We start from the raw sequence: 20,570 nt of genomic DNA on the forward strand, positions 1-20,570 counted from the left end.
GCGGAATTTTTGACAACACATACGCAATTCGTTTCTTCGGAGAACGCATAATCCTTCATATTCACGCCAGACGGGCGTATAATCATGTAATCAGCGTTTTCTTTATTTTTCACTCAGCTCATAAAGCTTCTTATATATCCCGTTTTTGTGCATCAGCTGTTCATGAGTCCCGGTCTCTGCGACAATACCGTTCTGGAGCACAAAGATCCTGTCAGCATTAACTATTGTAGAAAGCCTGTGGGCGATGGTGATGGTCGTCCGGTTCGCAGACAGTTTTTCCAGCGATTCCTGTACCAGCTTTTCCGTCGCAGTATCTAAAGAAGAAGTTGCTTCATCCAGCACAAGGACAGGCGGATTTTTAAGAAAGGCCCTGGCAATGGCAATACGCTGTTTCTGCCCTCCGGAAAGCTTTACCCCCCGTTCGCCGATACAGGTATCGTATTGTTCCGGCAATCGTTCAATAAATTCATCCGCTGCCGCAAGCGCAGCGGCTTTTTTTATTTCTTCACTTTTTACTGAAGTATCGCCGTACGCAATATTATAATTTACCGAATCCGAAAACAGAAATACATCCTGCTGTACCAAGCCGATCACACGGCGAAGCGACTGCTGGGTATATTCCCGTATGTCCCTTCCATCCAGCAAAATCCTTCCCTGTTGGGGTTCGTAAAAGCGAAGCAGCAAACTGGCGATAGTGGTTTTTCCGGCTCCCGTCTCCCCTACAAACGCCACGTTTTCCCCCGGCCGTATGGTCAGGGTCAGATTCCGCAGCACGATTCCGTTTCCATAACTGAAATCCACATGGTCAAATGCAATTTCACCTTTAACGTTCTTACAGTCTATCGCATCCGGTGCATCCTGAATCTCCGGTTCAAGCTGCATGATTTCATAAAACCGGGAAAAGCCTGCCATGCCCCGCTGGTACATTTCCGCAAACACCGTCAGTCGGAGCAGCGGTTTCATAAAGAGGTTGACGTATAACAAAAATGCTACAAAATCACTGATCTTTAACCTGTCTGTGGCGATCATCCAACCCCCAACACCCATCATCACCACATTGATCAGGTTACTGAAAAAAGCAACACTGCCGGAAAAATAAGCAACCAGACGTGTCGACTTACGCCGGCCGGCAATATACGCAGCACACTTCTCCGCAAACCGGCGGGCTTCCTGTTCCTCCAGGGCAAAGGCCTTGATCAGCCGTATCCCGTTCAAATCTTCCGTAACCTGGGCGGACACATCGCCGTATAACACACGGTTGGCACGGAACCGCTGTTTCATTTTACGGTTAATGTAGACGGTATGCACGGTTTTCGCAACCAGCAGCAAGACAATAAACGACGCCAGCACCGGATTCATCCAGATCAGGATGACGATGGTTCCCAACATGGTTATGGAGCAGATGATGACATCATTAGGCCCTTTGAAAGTCAGTTCCCCGATTTCCGTCAGGTCAGTGGTGATACGCGACAGCAACTGCCCGGTTTTATTATCGTCAAAATACCGGAAGGCCATCTTTTCCAAGTGACGGAAAAGATCCTGCCTCATATCATTTTCCATGTGAACAGAAAGCAGGGTGCCTTTATACTGCACAAAAAAGGACAAAATAAAGCTGACGCAGTACAGTGCGAAAAGAATGCCAATCATCCGGAATATATTTTCAATATTTTTCCCCGGAAGCTCTACATCCATAATATGGCGTACCAGCATGGGGAACACCAGATCCAGCACTGCGGTAAAAAACGAAAGAAAAAGCAGTGCGCCCATCGTCCGCCGGTATGGTTTATAATAGGTAAACAACGTTTTTAACATAAAGGTCAGCTCCCTGTCCGCATATCCCAGATGTGCAGACGATATGATCCAATCAGTTTCCCTTCCGGTGTCATCGCCGGCGCCTCCACGCCGGCCATCCATTTCCCGTCACGGCTGATGGCCACAGCCTGACAGGGTCCTTCTGTGTGAAAGAACCGTTCTTTCTTTCCGTTTTCCAGATTCAAAAGCAGAGCTCCGTGGGCACTGTAATCATGCGTCCTTACATTGCGCCCCACGGAACAGGCCGCCAGTTTTTCTGAAGCAAAGTCTATGTTTTCAATCGTCCCCAGAGCCCGGTACTGGTACCTGTAGGTTCCATCCAGTTTGAACACGAACAAGCTGTTATTGCTGGGATGCTCCACAGGGGTCGGCAGCTGCCAGTTTTCCCTGTTAAACGTATTGATAGTGGAAAAAATAGCACCTTCCGGCCTGATATACCCATCACGTCCGGATGCATTGATCCAGGATCCGTCCACCTTTGCAGGTTTGGAGAGAAAACGCCACCATACGATTTCCCCGTTTTTATCAAACAAAAATCCCCGTCCGTCGCTGCCGGTGCCTGCCAGATATTCCCCGTCTGCAGAGAAAGTGGGACTACCCCGCAGCACAGTATTGTGAAAGGGTTTTACCGGATCCACAAAAGTCTCATTTAAAACAGAACCGTCATTTTTGTTAAGGATATACAGAGTCTTTTTATATTTCATATCAGGATGAAAATCATAGGCACTGGTAGCGATGACGACACGCCCGCTCCGGTCGCTCACATCGCACCAGTTGATCCAGCTGTCAATGGCCTCATCTTTCGGGAACTTCCACAAAAATTTTCCCTGGGGATCAAGCGCAATCATCCGTGCAGTATAGCCACGGCGGCCATCCTTGTGCATAACGAACCGGTACATGTTTACAAAAGCATTCCCCGCCTTATCTACAGCAATGTGTACCGGGGCCGGCAGGGACCGGTTTTGTGTGTCCGCACCGATAAAATCGGCTGCCTTGTATTTCCATTCGATATCACCTGTGTGCACATTGACCGCATATAAGTTGCCGTCCGCGCTGTTTTCCCCCACGTAGGCAAGCCTTCCGTCCCCGGTCACAGCCAGGGATACCAGTTTCCCGATACCCAGGGAGCGTTTCCATAACTGTCTTCCTTTCATATCGAACAGAAACAGTTCTCCCTTGTCTGTTCCCACCAGCCACGCATCTTCCGCAGCCACATACAGTATCTGCGCTCTGGTAAAGCCCATACGATCATAGTTTTCTGCAGGGATATCACCCAGAAAAACGCTCACCCCGTCCTTTCCCCCGGTACTTTGGAAAACGGTCCAGGGGGTCCGGCTTCCAGTAAGCCAGAACAAGGCACAACAGGAGAGTGCAAACAAAAACAGAATCAAAATACTCTTTATCTTTTTAGTCATACGGCACCAACTAATACTAACTTTGAATCCCGATCAGACAACCCGATTCAACACAACAGTTTTTTACATTATAAGTACATCTTTGATATATCATAAATTTTCCGGAGTATTCCAAAGTACAGGCCCTGTTCAGACAACACATAGCAAAGCTTGCTGCCGACCACAGCCAGCGTGAAAAGGAAAAACGCAGCACAACCTGCCCGTTCCGCGGTTTTCCATGACTGGCGGACCTGGGACACCCTGGCGGAGAAAAATCCGCGGCTGACCACAGACAGCGCCAGTGTCTGTGCCCTTCTGAGGCAGCGTGCCAGCAACGGCTTGGCAATGTAAGGAATATGCTGTACGATCGCAGTACGTCCCCTCTGGGTTTCACTTCGCAGCTGCAAAGCCGTAATGATTTCCCCCGTTTCCGCTGCCAGCACCGGTAAAAAACGGATGGCCGTTACCAGCATAAACGCAACCTGTGGCGGCAGATGCCAGGCCAGCAGTGCGTTCAGCAGCTGCCGGGGATCGCTGGTCCAGCAAACCAAAAGACCCAGCGAAAGCATGGAAGCCGCCCGCAGCCCCTGTACAGCTCCATATAAAATGCCTTCGCGGTAGATAAACAGGCCGCCCGTTATCGTCCCCAACAGGGAAGAATCCGGGGGAATAAGCACAAACAAAGCCGTGCGGGGAGTCTGGGAAAAGAACAGCGCCTGGCTTACCATACTGCCCCACAGTCCAAGCATCAGCAGAACTGCCATCACTTTCCACTTATAGAACGAAGTACCCGCCGCCAGATGCAGCAACAGCGTTGTCATGAACAGCACAAATAATGTACGCGGATTATCCACCGTAATCATGAGGACCGCATACAAAAACAATATGATCAGTTTAGTCCGCCCGTTTATATCACGGGCCCAGGTTCTGGCATCAGTTCCTTCCCATAATTGCCGCATGGACATAACTGCATACCTCCTTTTCCGAGATACAGGGAGGGATTCCCAATTGTTCCGCAATATCCAATACTGCCGGAACCGTCAGCCCACTTTGCAACAGCAGCTTCCGATCGTTTAGAATTTCATCTGCCGGTCCGTTCGCAAGGATTTTTCCCTTCTCTAAAAGCATCACCCGGTCCGCAATCTGGGATGCCAGTTCGATATCATGCGTGCAGATAAAGACACTGCCGCCTTTCATCTTAAAATCCAAAAGGAGTTTTTTTATTTCTGTCAGGCTGCTTTCATCCTGCCCGGTCGTAGGCTCATCCAGCAATAACAAGCGAGGTTCTTTGGCCAGCATAGCGCCCAATACGACCCGCAGCCGCTGCCCCTTGCTTAAAGCCAGCGGGAAATCCCCGGCGTAAGCTGTCAGGTTCAAATGTTCCAGCATCACAGCGATCTTTTCCGGCGTCATTCCCCGGTTTTTCCAGGCCAGTTCTTCCGTAACCGTATCCGCCAGCAACATCAGGTCCGCTTCCTGAAGCAGGTATCCTACTTTCCCCAATGCTTTTCGGACAGGAATCCCTTCCAGCAACAGTGTTCCCTGAGAAGGTTCCGTAAGTCCTCCCAGCAGATTTAACAAAGTTGATTTTCCGGCACCGTTAAATCCCATCATTGCAGTAATCTGCCCTTCCTGCAAGATAAAATCCAATCCCCTCAGCGTATCTTCTTCTGCACCCGGATAACGGAAATGTATCTTTTCTGCCCTGACCAGCGGATTCCCGGTACTGTGTTTTTTCTTTCTATTCTGTCCGCAAGACCTGTCTACTTCACACTCTTTGGAAATCGTAACCGCTGTTTCCTTTTTATCCGATGTCAGATGGGACAAGTGAAGCAGGCGTCCCAACTTCACACTTTGCGGTTCACGCAGCCCCAGATCCGGTTTATCCGTCAGGAACGCCCAGGCCTCTTCCATAACCCCGTCATATAATATTTCCCCGTCTTTCATGACCGCAAGACGGTCAAAATATCGGGCCAGCTCGTTGACGCGGTGCTCAATCATCAAAATGGAAATGCTTTCTTTTTTATTCAGATCCATCAGCAGTTCCATAAATGATTGGACTCCCTGGGGATTCATCTGGCTTACCGGTTCGTCCAAAATCAGAAGGCGGGGCTTCGTAATTAAAATAGAAGCCAGTGCCAGTCGCTGCCGCTGCCCGCCGGACAGCTGGTGGATACTATACTTCTCATAACCTTGCAGTCCCACACGCCGCAACGTTTCCGAGACCTCTTTTTGAATTATCTCCGGCTCGATTCCCTGATTTTCCAGGGCAAAGCCGGCTTCATCCGCAACCGTCATGGCAAACAGCTGGTCGTCCGGACTCTGATAAACCGTACCTGCCAGCAGCCCTATCTTTTCCGGAGGCCAGCAGGTAATATCCTGACCGTCCAGCAGAATCCTTCCCTGCAGTGTTCCCTGCCCATCTTCTGAAACCAGTCCGCTGATGATCTTGATCAGCGTTGATTTTCCGCAGCCACTGCGACCGGCCAGCAGAACCATCTCACCCTGTTCCATCTTCAGACTGATATGCTTCAGCGTCCAGGTATCCCGGCTCTGATAACGATACGATACATCATCTATCTGTAACATGCCTTCCTCCTATTCGCTGACGACCTGGCGCAGTTTGATACCGGTTTTAAAACCGATCCAGCTGCCGATACTGCTGTACAGCAGTCCGTTCACTACCATATACATGGCGAGGAACCAGTCCGCATAGTACAAACGGTAAAAGAACATCATCTGTTCGAAATTGACAAATGTGATCAGCGCGTCCCCCAGGCCCAACACGACGGCAACAAAAAACATATATTTCGCATCCAGGCTTTCTTTTTTATAAAAGCCGCTTACCCACAGCAAAAACTCTGTCACCACAATGTATACGGAAGTGCTCAGCACCCCAATCGGAGAAAAATGTCCGAACATGATACCGGAAAGCATAAATTTAAGTACGTATAACAAGGTAAGTACACCGGGTTTACGGTACAGAACCAACAGTGAAACAATCAGCAGATACTGCATGATTCCGCTTAACAGACCGGTCACAAGACCGGAAAAGGGACCAAGCAGGGCATGAACCAGATCCCCCAGAATCGTGGAAGGCAATGCAACACCTCCGAAAGAAATAGCAGCAAACAACGCTACCGTAATAGCTCCTTTGGCGCCGATAGTAAAAACGCACTTTTTCAAACGCAGCAACAGCAGCAGCGTAATCAAAAAGCAGACAAAGGCAAACCCCACTGCAAACAGGCCCAGACTGTGTTTCCTGGCTATTGTCAGGGGAACCTCCTGGATCTTCTGCTGTTCTCCGCCGCTGACGGTGACCCGTAATGTATATTCGCCTTCCAGGATTTTAAAATAATCCACATACAAGGGCAGGATAAAAGCCTGCGACTTTTTCCCGTCCAGGGAAATAAGCGCAGTCGTTTCAGCCTCTTCACTGGCTTTGCCCGCCCAGCCTTCACCGGTATCATGATTGGTAGTACCTGCAGTAACCAGGCCCTCTACAACTTCTCCGGTGGCCCGGTCCAGCAGCTGTGCTTTAAATTTCAGGACACGGATATCCCGCTGCGGATTGCGCATATCCAGAAGTAAAAACGTCGCCGGGTGATTGAAAACCGCTGACCAGCTGGTAGCCCCGTCCCCTTTCATCCGGTTACGGAAGCTTTCCAGCGTGGTATCCCGGACATAGATCACACCGCTCTCTGCCCTGTCGTCCCTGCGGCCATAAACGTCTACCGGGAGCAGAACCGACTGGATGTACCAGTTAAACTTCTTTGCATCCGGCTTTTTAATCTCTGATTGCGGCTGACCCACCGTCTCCCCGGCCGCGTCGTAGGCAAAAGTAATGTTTTTTCTTTCTTCCCATCCGTTTCCGGCCACAGTGATCTCTAATTCTTTATTCCCGGAGACCGCGCCTTCATCAGCCTGTAAATACAACAAATCAAAATTCTGCCCATAGTCAGCTTCCAGCTGCCAGCGGGCAGAAGCGCCGCCTGCATATACCTGCCATCCTTCCTTTGGTAATGCAGAGAACCCCTCAGGCAGCCGTACAGAAACCTCAGCCTGCTGCATGCGGGGCACATCAAAGTTTGTTAAATTGATATAAAGCGGAAGCGTACTGCGTCCGGTAACAGTTTGTATCTTTTGCTGTTCCAGGCTATACGGGTAAACCGCATCCAGCTGCTGCCCGGCAAATACCGTTGCGTTTGTCAGTAAAAGAACAGACAAAAGCACACATAAAATGAATTGATTCATCCCGAAACCGTCCTGTCAGATACCGGGTCTGTGAAAACGAACACCTTCATTATGATAAACACACATTGTTTCAGATTTTCACACAAATCTTCTGTAATAAATCTTTTTCCTTCTTTTTCACCTGCGGATTTTCCCGCGTCGAAATTTCCAGCCTGCCGTTTTTCGGATTCCGCTCCACTGCAACGTCTGCTTCATAAGCATGGCTCAGCAGATCCTCCGTAAAGACCTCATCGGGGCAGCCATCCGCCAGCAGTTTCCCTTCACCCAGCAGAAAGATGCGGCTGCAGTAGGCGGCCGCCAGATCCAGCTCATGCACTACCATCAGGATAGTCTTCCCCATATTCGCCAGTTCCCTGGCAAAACGGAATATCTCTTCCCGGTATACCATGTCCAGCCCGGTCGTCGGTTCATCCAAAAACAGAACCGGCGTTTGCTGCGCCAGCACCTTTGCCAGCAATATACGTTGCTTCTGTCCGCCAGAGACCTCAGTAACCGGACGCTCCGCCAGATCCAGCGTGCCGGTATACGACATACAGTCCCGGGCCAGTGCCTTATCCTCGTCCGTTTCGCTTTCCCACCATTTCATATAAGGATAACGTCCCGTAAGCACAATATCCAGCCCCGTGTACCCAAAACCGGTCTCCACATTCTGCTGCAGGTACGCCACACGCCGGGCCAGTTCTTTCTCCCCATAGGAAGTAAGCGGCTGATCAAAATACAAAATATTTCCTGCTTTCGCGGGAAGAAGGCCCCGTATCGTTTTCAGCAGCGTACTCTTGCCTGCCCCGTTACGGCCGATGATGCCTACCAGTTCACCGGTATGGATCTCTGCGTTGATACCGCTGATGATGATTTTATTCTCATATCCGATGGTCAGGTCCTGAATCCGAATTACCGTTTCCTGCTGCATCTGTAATCCCTGTCTTTCCATAGATAAAATAATTCTTATTGAGAAGTCATTCTATTAAATCATTATATACTATTTAAAGACAGAAAAAAAGAGATTCATAAAAAAGATATTAGAAAAACCGCATAATCAATTCGCTCTCAGACAAAACGCTCGGGCAATAACCTGCAGGAATCCGTCCTTCCTATTTTGCCTTTTTGGCCACCGAAGGATTCGGCATCTCTTTGATCCAGCGTTTTAAATCTTCCGGGGCGATGCCAAGATTTTCCTGAGCCCAGACTGCCCATTTGACAGAGCGTTTCCGTTTTTCCAGAATTTCATCTACACTCATGGAAGAATGTTTTGACAAAATATAAGCCATGCGAATGTAATGGATCGGATAGCCTTCCATAAATTTGCGGTATACCAGGTCCGACCTGATGCCCCACCACTTTTCCGCACATTCCGCCTTGCGCATAAGCTCTCTGTCGTGAAGCAGCTGCGGTGTAATATGCAGCAACAGCTCAACCTTCATCCAGGGATTTTCCCGGCGCAGCTCTAGTACTTCTTCCAGCGGTTTCTGCGCTACATAGGCGTACATGGATCCTTTATCCAGATCGTAATAGGAAAAGCCTTTTGCTTTTAATTCTTTTGCGTTTTCTTCTGACAATCCATACTTCACCCACAACAGGCGGTACTGTTCTTCTTCCGGTAAACCTAACATGCGCATTTCCTCCTTTTATTGCTCCGACAATTTGTCTTCCGGCAGGCCGAACCTCCGAAAGGGCTTCTATCAGATAACCGCATAAACGGTACGTTATGCCGGCTATTCCGCCCGTTCTTCCAGTTCGCCTTCCAGTTCCATATACAATTTACGCAACGCGTCTTTCGTTTCGGGCAAGGCATTCCACATGCCCCGTTGCTCCGCCTCCAACAGTTTTTCCGCCATACGGTGCAGCGCCCAGGGATTCACTTCATTCATCCATTTCCGCATTTCCGGATCCAGCGCCAGTTTTTTGGCAAAGCCTTCATACATCCAGTCTTCCAACACCTCGCTGGTGCAATCCCAGCCATAGGCATGGGCCACCAGGTTCGCCAGGTCCGAAGCGCCCTTATAGCCATGCTTCTTCATGCCCTGAATGTATTTGGGGTTCATGCTTTCCCCCCGGAACACGCGCCGTATCTCCTCGCCCAGGCTGCGGGTCTCCGCTTTGGCCCGGTCCGCACTGTCTCCGATATAACAGCGGGGCATCTTTCCCCGGATACTGTGCACCGCCGCGTTCATGCCTCCACAATAGGCATTGAAGTCATCGGAGTTCAGCAGATGCACTTCATGGTTATCCGTGTTCTTAATGGTTATATCAATCGTGGCAAGACGTTTCCGGAACAGCTGCGGCAAATAACTGCCTTCTTTATTTTTACCATACACGTGGGCGCCCCAGCGTACATACACGTCTGCCAGGTCATGGACCGTCTCCCAGTTTTTCCCTTCGATCATATGGGCAACACCCGCGCCGTAGCTGCCCGGCGGACAGCCGAAGATGCGCCAGGAGGCCTGTTCAAATGCAGTTTCTTTATCGGTTCCTTCTTTTTCCAGATCCGCTGCATCCTGTTCCACATGTTTTTTCACAAAATTTTCTTCCGGCGATTCGTCTAACGACTTCACAAGGTTCACTGCGTCTTCCATCATTTCCACTACGGAAGGCATGGTATCGCGGAACAGTCCGCTGATCCGGGCTGTCACGTCAATACGGGGACGCCGCAGTTCTTGTAATGAAATGACCTCCAAATCTTTTACACGCAAACTGCCCTTCTGCCATACGGGTCTCACCCCCAGCAGGTAAAAGAATTCCGCGATATCCTGTCCGTTACTGCGCATATTGGAATCCGACCAGATGACCATACCGATGCTTTCGGGATAACGCCCTTCTTCCTTAATAAAGCGGTTCACCGCCTGGTCCGCCAGCAGTTTCCCAAGCTCCCAGGCAACCGGCGTAGGGATATTGTAGGGATCCACGCCGTAGAAGTTACGTCCGGTAGGCAGAATGTCCGCCCGGCCGCTGGTCGGCGCACCGCCCGGTCCCGGTTCAATGAATTCTCCGTCCAATGCCCGCAGCGTATTGGGAATCTCCTGTTTTGTCTTTGCCAGATTGGGAGCCAGTTCACCGGTAATAAACGTTGCAACCGTTTTCAGGTTCCCAACATTCTCTGTATCTAACTGCAAATTCCGCACCAGCTCCGAATTCATCAGCGAATGGGCGGCGTCTGTATCCAGGCCCTGTTCCATCAAGAATGCAACGATTTCTGTGCAAATCTCCCATACCCGGTCCAGAAGCTGTGCGCAGGTCTGTCCGTCCGACAGTATTTCGCCACTCTTTTCTTCCAATTCATAATAATCCTGTCCAAACGCCGAACAGATTACCTTGGGCAGGGAAGGAACATCGCCATTTTCCACACGGGTCAGCACCAGCAGGAATTCTTTCAGATCCTCCCCTTCCGGCGGACAGCCCAGAATATGAAGGCCGGTACGGATCTGCATATGCTTCAGTTTTTCCACATAGGTATGTACTTTTAATATGTAGTCATCAGCAGACAAATCCTCCTGTGGCAGTTCTTCTTCCAGATGCATGGCCGCAACCTTGTCCAGCACTTTTTCCTGCACTGCCGTTTCACTGCCGGGCTGCTGCACCTTGAACTGGGCATATTCATCCAGCAGCTTTTCCAGTTCCGCCAGATCCTCATAAACTTCTGCCTGGCTTGTAGGCGGACTCAGGTGACCGATCAGGCAGGCGGAGCCCCGCCGCTTTGCCTGAATGCCTTCCCCGATAATCGTAACGTAATAGGGATAAATATCCGGCAGGTCGCCTAACGCCACGTCCGGATAGCATTTACCGGAAAGACCCGCATTTTTGCCAGGCAGCCACTCCAGCGAACCATGGGTTCCCACATGGATAACCGCATCCGCTTTCCATGTATCCCGCAGCCATTTGTAATACGCCAGATAATGGTGAGGCGGCGGGCAGGCAGGGTCATGGATAATCTTCCCCGGGTCTTCGCCAAACCCTCTGGGCGGCTGCATACCGATATAAATATTGCCGTTGGAAATGCCGGGAATCAACAGGGTCTCGTTATAATAAAACACCGTGCCCGGGGCTTCACCCCAGGAAACCGTCATCTCTTTTTGTACAACGGGATCCTGTTTGATAAACCACTTCTTATACTCTTCAGCAGAGACACTTCCCGCTGCTTTTTCTATCTGGTTTTCCGTCAGGAAACGCCTGTCATTAGTAAAACCAGCCGTAATTCTTTCCATCAGCTCTTTGCCGTTTTCCGGCAAAGAATCCATCTTGTATCCCGCTTCCTGCATGGCACGCAACAGCAACACAACACTGGCGGGGGAATCCAGTCCCTGGGCGCTGCCGATGCTGTCGTTAGTGGGAGGATAATTATGGAAGATGACAGCGACCCGCTTATCCTCATTATTTAAATAAGAAAGAAGCGCCCATTTTTTCACCTTGCGGGCAAAGGCTTCGATGCGTTCCCGCAACGGCGCGTACCAGGCAATACCGTCCCTGTCATAATCTTTATACGAAACAGGGCATCCATGGATGACGCCGTCAACCTCCGGTTGGATCACATTGCAGGACAGTTCCACCGGGATCATGCCCGTATAGGATTCCCACCATGATTCGTAATCCCGCAGCAGGTTGTAAGCCTGCAGTACCGGAACATTTAAATCTTTCAAAAAGTTTTTATCATTCTGGCTGCTAAGGGTCAGGCTGATCTTAAAGGTGTTGACGACTGCGGAGACAATACATTTCCCGTCTTTATAAAAGTACTTTTTAACAGCGCGTGAAAGCCCCGGCGCATTTTCCGCTATGTTGTCGCACCACAGGCAATAGACTGGAAGTGTACGGAGTCCCTGTGCTTCCAGCGCCCTTACCAGTTCCTTTAAATAGGCAACCTCCTGCCAGATCCAGTTCTCCCTGGCAAACAAGATGCCCACGAGGGGACGGGAATCCAAACTTGCGGGGTCTTCCCTGACACTTGTAATTAAATCATGGACGGCAGAAGTTCTTTTCGCAGTTTCGTCCTCTGAAGATGCCCGTTTATCAATTTCATTTTGGAAACTTTTACCTGCTGCCGAAGAAAAATCCGCTGTTCCCATCCAGGGGAATGCAGCGGGCGGCAGATAGGAAACCTTCTCACCGGCATACTCCGCGCACAGATACAGCCAAAGGTTCCGATAATTATCCGTCCCGCTATTGAAAATGTACTGGCTGACCTGGATCAGCGCCGCGGCATCCACTTCGTGCGCAGCTTCTACCTCCGGCTGGGTGGAAGAACCCATGATAAACCGTTTTTGTTTTTCTTGCAAAAAATTTTTACACGCATTACTGAATTCTGTAGGATACACCGCACCCTGCCAGAGGAAAAAGGCAACGGAAGAACGCAACAGCGTCTTCTCTGTTAATTCCGTGTAACCGGTTTCGCTGTTAAAAAACTGACTCACACACTCAGAACAAATCTTTTTTTCTTCATTTAAATAGTGCGCCGCCTGGTTCAACCGCTGGCACTGCCGCTCCACATTGGTAAAAATTACAATAGTATTTTTCATACAACAGCCTCATACAACAAAACAAGAACTAATAATTTTACTGAGACGCCATGATGATAAATTATAAAATATATACTTGTTGTATGGTCAAACAGAATGAGAATAGAACGACCAGTAACTGTTGTTTTTGCAGATTTCAATCGAATACCCGCTTGATATTTTTATTAAAAAAGCGGCGCATAGGCGCCGCTTAAAAACACATGAAAACGAAGCATAACTAAACAATATATAAAACCGAAGGAATCATTTCAACCATTGTCTGAACAGAGTTTAGAATTTATAAGTGTAGGTAAACAGGAAGTTAATCGGAGTATAGTAATATGCGCCTCCGCTGTTCATCGTATTGGAAACATTATCATTTCTGTCCAGAACGTTATCGATAATCAAAGCGAATTCACTGTTTTTATCAGGAGCATAACCCGCTGTTAAAGTGGTCATGAAATACGGTTTGATTTTATATCCTTCTTTTGAAGACGGGCAGGTATAACGGTCACCAATATACGACCCAGTCAGTGCCGCACGGAATTTTTTCAAATGATAATTGATGCCGCCTTTAATCTGATATCTGCCAAACTTTCTTCTCCAGCCAAATTCTTCATATTTTGAATCATAATTCTTTGGATTCTGGATGGTAAAGCCTAAATTATAGCTGAATTTATCAGACGCTTTTACATCCATACCTGCTTCAAAACCGGTATTTTTGAAATCTTTGTTTGTATACTGGTAAATAACACTTCCCTGGTCATCCCTGCCTAATACAGTTGCCGTAATATTATCTTTGACTTTTGTATGGAAGAAAGCAGCCCTGTAAGAATGATTTCCTTTAACTGCCTTATAACCAATCTCATAATTTAAGCCGCGCTGCGGTTTTAAGTCCGGATTATCAACACCGCCCAATGAACCGCTCGGCTGCATTTGTGAAAAAGTAGGCATGATAAAAGAAGAAGCAGCCTTGATATACACTCCCTGATCTTCATCGAACTTATGCAGATACTGACCGGAAGCACTGAAGTTATGGTAATCATTTCCGCCCCAGCCTCCTGTCGTCCAGGTTCCGCGGCCACCGATAATGAGTGTATCCCTGTCTGTCAGTTTCTGATCCAACTGGGCATAAATGGCATAGGTATTTCTGGATTTTGCTCCGTCTCCGGGTTTCCCTGATGAAAGAACCTGATCCATTTTCTCATATTTATAATCTGCGCCCACAGTCAGTAATGATTTTTTGCCAAAACGAAAATCCTTCTGTATATCTGCGCCAAAAACAGTATTCTCACGACGGGTCGGGAGATTCTTCGACATTGCGCCGCCTACTTTAGACTTCCCTTCCCCAAAATAATTGATCTTGTTTTTATTCCAGTAAGCATGAATTTTAAAATCATCTTTGTCATAATTCAGCTGTACCAGATCTTCTTTTGTATAGGTATCCCGCCACTGTGAATATTCATTATTCCAAATATAGTATCTGCTGTAATTAACCTTGGATTCAAAATGATTATAATTTAAGCTCAAATCATCCGTTATATTATAACCTACGCCAATATTCTGTTTTGTGCTTTTATCATGATTAAAATAATAGTCTGTTCCTTTTGTTGCAGGTCTTGCTGAATCATTGATATGCCGTATTTTACCCCAACGGGTAATGTCATAATTAAGATGGAATTTGTCGTTTCCAACGCCTACATTGAATTTTCTCTGACCGCGGTTGCCTATGCCGGCGGTAACAAAATTACTTCCCTTTTTCTTGGTAATAATATTGACAACGCCTCCCATGGCTTCAGAGCCATACAATACAGAAGCGCCGCCCTTTACGATTTCAATGCGTTCTATAGACTCGGTGGGAATTGCATCAATATTATACGAGTTATTTAAGTTAATCGGATTACCATTAACCATAACCAGCGTACCTTCGCCATAACCGCGGATATTGATATCGGAAGTCATGGTTGTCATGGCCGCGCCGCCGGGGAAATACCTGTTGATTTCCACGCCATTTACATAAGTCAATGCATCCATGGCGTTGGTTGCGCCGCGTTCAACAATATCCTGATTCGTCAGAACCTCGGTTGATGCCGGTACATCCACATCACGTTTTTCCGTCCTGGTTGCAGTAATTACCAAAGGATCCAGTTCAAAAGAGCTCAACGCATCAGCCGTATCTGCCTCTGCCGCGTACACACTTGCCCCACCATAGAGCGCCGGCACAATCGTGCCACAAATTAAAGCGGCCATCAGCATACCCTTAGACAATTTTGTTTTCATGAGAAAGTTCCCCTTTCAAGAATAAGTTAAAGATAAAAATGAAATATATTGAAAGCGCTTCCCGCAGCCAGTCTTTCATGGTCCCGCAGTACTGCACCTGCAACCAAAATATACGAATCGTGGGTGAAACCTTATAAAAAATACCCCGATAATTTACTGACAGATAAACCTCAGGAGCTAAATCAGTTTATCTGCTTTTGTTAATCACGGAACGCTGAATGTGAGAGAGGCAAAGTAGTTTTCCTGATTCACTTTCTCTTTCATCGCATCAGAAGCAGGTAATTCCAGTTTGGTTTTCACTACCCACACTCCCCAGTGGTCGATACGCAGCTTTGCGATTCCCTTTTCGTCTGTCGATACCGTACAGGATGCCGCGTCGTCGTTTGAATAGCCTTCGTACATGGCATATACTTTCTTATGCTGCACCGGTTTGCCGTTAAACAACACTTTAAGAAGCATTTCGCCGCCCCGGTTGTTGGTAATCGCATAAGGATTGGTAAGGGGGATAATCTCAAGTTTGTGGCCGAAGGCATGGGACAGGTTATCCGCGTTTCCGGTTCCGGATAAAACCAAAGATTTGGCGAACTGCTGCGAATAAGTACTGCTCACAACATCCTTACGTCCTTCTTTAGTCCCTTTAACCAAAACCACCTTTCCGTTTTCTCTATAAGATGTGTTATACGCATCCCTCCGGGTAACAGCAATCACATACAGCCCTTCTTCTTTAAGGGAAAGTTGTTTAGCCGCAAAACCGGTTGTTTCCAAAGTAACATTTTCAGTTTTCGCGGAAGGCGACAGTACAGTAATACTGGTGAAATCTTCCGCTTTCACAAAGCTGTCTACCGGGAAGTGATGCCCCCAACCCATATAGATTTTTGTTTTTGCGCCGGAGCGAACAGAAAAATCCGGCGTGTAGTCTGTGCAATTGATCCACAGTGTATGTGCGCTTGCCGTTGCAGATAACGCTACACTAAAAAGCATAGACAACAGACAACTCTTTTTGGGAACAAAAAACTTCATTAAAATAACCTCACAATACGGTCAATAGCGGAGATATCAAAAAAAAAATCTTAATAATACTTAGTATTACTAAAAATAATCTATGTCATAATATCATGTTTTTTCCATAATGTAAACCAAAAATTTACCATAAATATGAAATAACTAAAAAAGAAGACTGTACCTTATAACGATACAGTCCTAAATTATTATATTGCCATGAGTTCTGAGTTATAACACGTTGCCTCAAAAAATACGGACGGTCTTTCACCAGGTTATCGAACCTTTACGCTCGTGTCTTTTACATCTTCAAACAATTCCGGGTAAGCGCCTTTGGCTATGAGCGTAACTGCATCCCCAAAATGCTGCGAATTAGAGGCTCTGTATTTGGCTTTTAAATAAATAAAACGTTGATCCCGAACCGCCTTCACATTCTTCAGGGCCTTATCTTCCATAATCTTTCTGGAAGTTGCCTTTCCATATTCATTGGCAGCGCCTTCATCTGCAACAATAAAAATGTCCGGATTTACCTTGACGATGCGTTCGTCGCTGATCCGTTCCGCATACAAAATACCGGCTGCAGCCCCGCCATTAATGACACCGCTTTCCTCACAGAGATGATGGAACAGACCCGTCGCGCTGCCGGTAGCCCCCAGACTGGAATATAAGATCACTACTTTTTTCTTTTCCTCAGGAATTGCAGCTGTGCGCTTTTGTACGGCAGCAATCTTTTCGTCCAGCTTTTGCAACATCAAATTTCCGCGTTCCGTTTCCCCGACAGCCACACTCATCTTGCGGATACGGTCACGGATCATAGGCAGGGTCACCGGCGTCTTCATACGGAAAACCCGGATGCCCATCTCGGTCAGCGTATCTGCCGCTGCCTGATTGCTTCTTATCTGCATGAACACCAGGTCCGGGTGTTGTGCGATAATCGTTTCCAACGGAGGCAGATTCGGTATTACCTTTTTCACCCTGGCGGCTTCTGTTGGCATTAGCGAATACTCTTTATCAAGATTCTGTTCCGAGATGGCCGCTATACGTTCCGGAGAAACCAGTTCAAGCAGCACTTCCTCAATGTTGGCGGTAGTTCCCACAATATGCTGTGGCTTTTCCGCAAAATGAAGCTTGTATCCAAAATCATCCGTAACGTCGTAGCCGCTTGTCACAGTAGTCTTTTTATCTTCCTGTTTACACCCGCAAAGCAACAGACTCGCGATAATAAAAACTAGCAGCAAAAAGATTAATCTGCTTTTATTCTTAATATAGCTAATCATTATTTTCCTGCATAATACTTTTCATAAAAAGCGACATATCTTTTCATACATGCCGCAGCTTTTTCCAAATCCGCCTGATCCGGATGGGTTGATGCCTCAGCCCATCTCTTTCTGCTTTCCGCAGTTGGCGCATGGGGATGACCCGCCGGCCGTTTTTCCATAGCCTCAATCAATTTAGGATCTATGGCGCCGCGGATGGAAAGACCTCCCAGTATTCTGTTGGACGCCTTCATCCATTTTCCGGCATTGGCGAAACAGCCCAGGGCATGATCTGACATCGGATCTGCTCCCAGGGTCTGGAACAACACAACCCGTTTCCCATCAAGTTTCTGCAAAAACTCCCGGCTAATCTTATCCGGTCCGCCTTTGTCAACCCAATATCCTACAAAAATCAGATCATAACCATCCAGACTTTCAACTTTTTCCGTTTCCATCAGGACACACTTATCTTCCGCAGCACTGTATAACGCTTCCGCCACTTTTTTCGTATTACCGGTACGGCTGGAATACGCAATCAAAACCTGAGCCATGATTAACCTCTCCTTTTATTTTTAACTGTTCATCCCGCGCATCACAAACTTTTTTCCCAACCTTTTTCCGTTTCTGTCATTTCGCCAAAAACGGCTACTTCCGTCATGTACAGTAAGATTCTCGCAATGTTTCTGTACCAGAAAGAGCCCTCCAACGTTATATAATATCTGCCATTTCTCTTTTCCAGCAGAGCGTCAGCCATCCACTTGTCCAAAACCGGTCTCAGCAGATCCTCCAGCTGCATGGGATGCAGCCTTTGCAATTCAGCAAAATCGAGAATCCCCCTGTCTGTCTGGCCGTTGAGTTTTTCCAATAACGGATAAAGCTCCGAACATTTCCGGAAGACCATGACCGGTATGGCGTGCTCCTCAACAGTCTTCATGTAGGATCCGATTCCCTGAATTTTCCTGAATTTATAAGATCCTGTGGCGCCGCCACAGGCGCACCCACAGGCAATAATGTCTTCACCCCGCTTCACCATAGTGTTATAACGGCTTTCTTCGGAAGAAACCATACCCCAGTGGCAGCAGCTTAACCGGCTGCATCCCCTGTTCTGCAAATAACGGGCTCCGCTGATAAACATGTCCGCAAGTTGTGATGAAGAAAACAGATACTCTTTCTTTCCTTCCTGAATTATCTTTCCCAGAACCGATTCCGGCAAGATCTGCAGCTTATATAAATCCAGTCCCGCGACCCCGGTTTCCATTGCCAGTTGCAGATCATCCAGCACATCCTGCTTTGTCTGTCCCGGCAGACCATAAATCAAATCAATGATGATCCGCGCATCACTTCTGGCAAAGGCCTGTAATTTTCTCAGAAGCGTATCCCGGCTGTCAGGCCTTCCGATACTGCGCCTTACCTGCGTATTGAACGTCTGGATACCAAAGCTGAATCGATTCACACCCCCATCAAGACAGGCCGAAAACTTATCCGCATCCATATCAAAGATGCTGCTTTCAAACGTAATCTCACAGTCATCAGACAGTACAGCCAGTTTTCTTATTTCTGCCAAAATCTTTGTTATTTGCTGAGGTGAAAGGACAGATGGTGTCCCGCCGCCAAAGAAAACTGCCTTGATGATCCGGTTTGAAAAAATCCCTTTGTGAAACCACAACCCCAATTCCTTTATCAGCCTTTTACTGTATGCTTCAACCAGCGATTCCTGTGCCTGGTCTTTAAAAAAACCGCAATAGGTACAGCTTAGATTACAAAATGGAATATGCAGATACAGGCAGGCCTCTTTCCGCCCACGCTTTACCGGCAATTCGTTTTCCCATACCACATCCGCCATTGAACCGGGTAACACGCTTGTACGTCGGGGAATATACGGGAGCGGTTTAAACTGCATGGTCTGTATGTCGCTTTTAAAAGCACCCGTACATGCGTCAAAATCATCTCTCCGGTAAAAAGCTTCCAAATTTTTCTGGTAATCCATAGCGTTCGTTCTCCGCCATTTTTTATTAGTTTATATTATAGACTGCGGAAACCAGGTTTTTAATGCCCTGAACCAGATACTGACTGTTGCAGCTGGTATAACGGATTGGTAATAATATAACCTGTCTGGTTTGAACAGCCTTAACATTCTGCAACGCCGGATCCTGTAATATACCGTCAATCATTTTCGCTCCGGAAGATTCAAACCCGATTGCAATAATAATATCAGGATTTGTCTTCACTGCAATCTCACGATTGACGGAAGCACCCGGAACCATTTTATAGTTTTCCAGCACATCCTCTAAATGCGCTTTCACAAGAATATCGTGGGTCAGCGTCCCTTTGCCTCCCACGATTCCGCGGGATGTCCATACCAACGCCTTTTTCCTGGCCAGATTCATGGAACTAAGCCGTTTTTCCAGTTCCGCCAGTTCCTTATCCATTCCGGAAACGATCTGCTTCGCTCTTTCTTTCTCCCCGGTCACGGCGCCCATATCCAGAATGTATTGCTTAACCTCCGCAACGTTAGTAGGCCCTTTAAATACATACACCGGTATCTTCATGTCGTCCATGGCTTTCAACGCCGACAGATCCTGCCCCATATCAGGCCGGGTAATCACCAAGTCCGCTTTATGCTTAAGAATAAATTCCGGCGACCTTTCTGCTATCAAGGGAATCTTTTTTGCTTCTTCTGCAACATTAGAAAAATTTAAATCCCGGGACCATTTGCTTAACGCTAAAATACGGCTGTGATCCACCAGCGATAACAGTACTTCATCCGTGGAAGGAAACAGGGATATGATGCGCTGCGGTTTCTGCTTAAAATGCAGCGTCACGTTCCGGCTGTCCGTAACCTGGTAACCTTCATTTTTAGTTTGCGCATCCTTTTGGGAACAGCCGAAGGCAAACAACGCTATAGTAATAATAAATAATGTAAAAATTCTATTCATCGCTTAAAGCCCCGTCATTATTTAAAACCAGTTAATAATCCTTTGTCACGGATTTTATATATTACCGTAAAGAAGAACGGGCGACCTGAGAGAGGCCGCCCAAAAATAATTCAATAGCATTAAACAATGTACAACATTTGCAATTGTTCAGTTGTT

The 20,570-nt window shown here is 47.5% G+C and carries 14 protein-coding genes; all 14 read right to left on the reverse strand.

All coding sequences use genetic code 11. The features are described 5' to 3' along the window. Nucleotides 1-102: 102 nt before the first annotated feature. Nucleotides 103-1,914 carry an ABC transporter ATP-binding protein gene (locus ACZOWY_RS04295; RefSeq protein ID WP_484393254.1) on the reverse strand — a complete coding sequence of 604 codons (1,812 nt, stop codon included), beginning with the start codon at nt 1,912-1,914 and terminating at the stop codon, nt 103-105. Continuing rightward, the gene (locus tag ACZOWY_RS04300) at nt 1,818-3,101 is read right to left on the reverse strand and encodes an outer membrane protein assembly factor BamB family protein (RefSeq protein ID WP_484393255.1); all 1,284 of its coding nucleotides are present in this window, start codon (nt 3,099-3,101) and stop codon (nt 1,818-1,820) included. Before ACZOWY_RS04300 ends, ACZOWY_RS04295 begins: the two co-directional genes overlap by 97 nt. 194 nt (nt 3,102-3,295) lie before the next feature. Further along, entirely contained in the window at nt 3,296-4,171 is an 876-nt protein-coding gene (locus ACZOWY_RS04305; protein ID WP_484393256.1) for an energy-coupling factor transporter transmembrane component T family protein, read from the reverse strand. Further along, nucleotides 4,140-5,795, reverse strand: a complete 1,656-nt coding sequence (locus tag ACZOWY_RS04310) for an ABC transporter ATP-binding protein (protein WP_484393257.1) — start codon at nt 5,793-5,795, stop codon at nt 4,140-4,142. Before ACZOWY_RS04310 ends, ACZOWY_RS04305 begins: the two co-directional genes overlap by 32 nt. Before the next feature lie 9 nt (nt 5,796-5,804). Continuing rightward, nucleotides 5,805-7,460: a hypothetical protein gene (locus ACZOWY_RS04315; protein WP_484393258.1), complete on the reverse strand. Its 1,656-nt coding sequence runs from the start codon at nt 7,458-7,460 to the stop codon at nt 5,805-5,807. Between the two features lie 70 nt (nt 7,461-7,530). After that, the gene (locus tag ACZOWY_RS04320) at nt 7,531-8,391 is read right to left on the reverse strand and encodes an ABC transporter ATP-binding protein (protein ID WP_484393259.1); all 861 of its coding nucleotides are present in this window, start codon (nt 8,389-8,391) and stop codon (nt 7,531-7,533) included. A gap of 160 nt (nt 8,392-8,551) precedes the next feature. After that, entirely contained in the window at nt 8,552-9,070 is a 519-nt protein-coding gene (locus ACZOWY_RS04325) for a hypothetical protein (RefSeq protein ID WP_484393260.1), read from the reverse strand. Between the two features lie 102 nt (nt 9,071-9,172). Further along, nucleotides 9,173-12,964 (reverse strand): cobaltochelatase subunit CobN, encoded by a 3,792-nt coding sequence (gene cobN / locus ACZOWY_RS04330; protein WP_484393261.1) that lies wholly within the window; start codon nt 12,962-12,964, stop codon nt 9,173-9,175. Nucleotides 12,965-13,234: 270 nt separating this feature from the next. Then, on the reverse strand, nt 13,235-15,223 hold the full coding sequence (locus ACZOWY_RS04335) for a TonB-dependent receptor plug domain-containing protein (protein ID WP_484393262.1): 1,989 nt from the start codon (nt 15,221-15,223) through the stop codon (nt 13,235-13,237). Nucleotides 15,224-15,427: 204 nt separating this feature from the next. Beyond that, nucleotides 15,428-16,204 carry a DUF4198 domain-containing protein gene (locus ACZOWY_RS04340; RefSeq protein ID WP_484393263.1) on the reverse strand — a complete coding sequence of 259 codons (777 nt, stop codon included), beginning with the start codon at nt 16,202-16,204 and terminating at the stop codon, nt 15,428-15,430. Nucleotides 16,205-16,497: 293 nt separating this feature from the next. Continuing rightward, entirely contained in the window at nt 16,498-17,460 is a 963-nt protein-coding gene (locus ACZOWY_RS04345; RefSeq protein WP_484393264.1) for an ABC transporter substrate-binding protein, read from the reverse strand. A 38-nt stretch (nt 17,461-17,498) separates the two neighbouring features. After that, nucleotides 17,499-18,029: a flavodoxin family protein gene (locus ACZOWY_RS04350; protein ID WP_484393265.1), complete on the reverse strand. Its 531-nt coding sequence runs from the start codon at nt 18,027-18,029 to the stop codon at nt 17,499-17,501. 41 nt (nt 18,030-18,070) lie between these two features. Then, nucleotides 18,071-19,465: a radical SAM protein gene (locus ACZOWY_RS04355; RefSeq protein WP_484393266.1), complete on the reverse strand. Its 1,395-nt coding sequence runs from the start codon at nt 19,463-19,465 to the stop codon at nt 18,071-18,073. Nucleotides 19,466-19,490: 25 nt separating this feature from the next. Beyond that, a complete protein-coding gene (locus ACZOWY_RS04360) occupies nt 19,491-20,414 on the reverse strand; it encodes an ABC transporter substrate-binding protein (protein ID WP_484393267.1) in 924 nt (307 codons plus the stop codon). Between the last annotated feature and the right edge of the window lie 156 nt (nt 20,415-20,570).

This window comes from Succiniclasticum sp., from assembly GCF_056977735.1.

Excerpts from the sequence above, each read along its gene's own strand:
- ACZOWY_RS04325 (WP_484393260.1), bottom strand. The coding sequence starts at position 9,070 with ATGTTAGGTTTACCGGAAGAAGAACAGTACCGCCTGTTGTGGGTGAAG.
- ACZOWY_RS04335 (WP_484393262.1), bottom strand. The coding sequence starts at position 15,223 with ATGAAAACAAAATTGTCTAAGGGTATGCTGATGGCCGCTTTAATTTGT.
- ACZOWY_RS04320 (WP_484393259.1), bottom strand. The coding sequence starts at position 8,391 with ATGGAAAGACAGGGATTACAGATGCAGCAGGAAACGGTAATTCGGATT.
- ACZOWY_RS04310 (WP_484393257.1), bottom strand. The coding sequence starts at position 5,795 with ATGTTACAGATAGATGATGTATCGTATCGTTATCAGAGCCGGGATACC.
- ACZOWY_RS04295 (WP_484393254.1), bottom strand. The coding sequence starts at position 1,914 with ATGGATGGCCGGCGTGGAGGCGCCGGCGATGACACCGGAAGGGAAACT.
- ACZOWY_RS04340 (WP_484393263.1), bottom strand. The coding sequence starts at position 16,204 with ATGCTTTTTAGTGTAGCGTTATCTGCAACGGCAAGCGCACATACACTG.
- ACZOWY_RS04355 (WP_484393266.1), bottom strand. The coding sequence starts at position 19,465 with ATGGATTACCAGAAAAATTTGGAAGCTTTTTACCGGAGAGATGATTTT.
- cobN (WP_484393261.1), bottom strand. The coding sequence starts at position 12,964 with ATGAAAAATACTATTGTAATTTTTACCAATGTGGAGCGGCAGTGCCAG.
- ACZOWY_RS04360 (WP_484393267.1), bottom strand. The coding sequence starts at position 20,414 with ATGAATAGAATTTTTACATTATTTATTATTACTATAGCGTTGTTTGCC.
- ACZOWY_RS04315 (WP_484393258.1), bottom strand. The coding sequence starts at position 7,460 with ATGAATCAATTCATTTTATGTGTGCTTTTGTCTGTTCTTTTACTGACA.
- ACZOWY_RS04305 (WP_484393256.1), bottom strand. The coding sequence starts at position 4,171 with ATGTCCATGCGGCAATTATGGGAAGGAACTGATGCCAGAACCTGGGCC.
- ACZOWY_RS04350 (WP_484393265.1), bottom strand. The coding sequence starts at position 18,029 with ATGGCTCAGGTTTTGATTGCGTATTCCAGCCGTACCGGTAATACGAAA.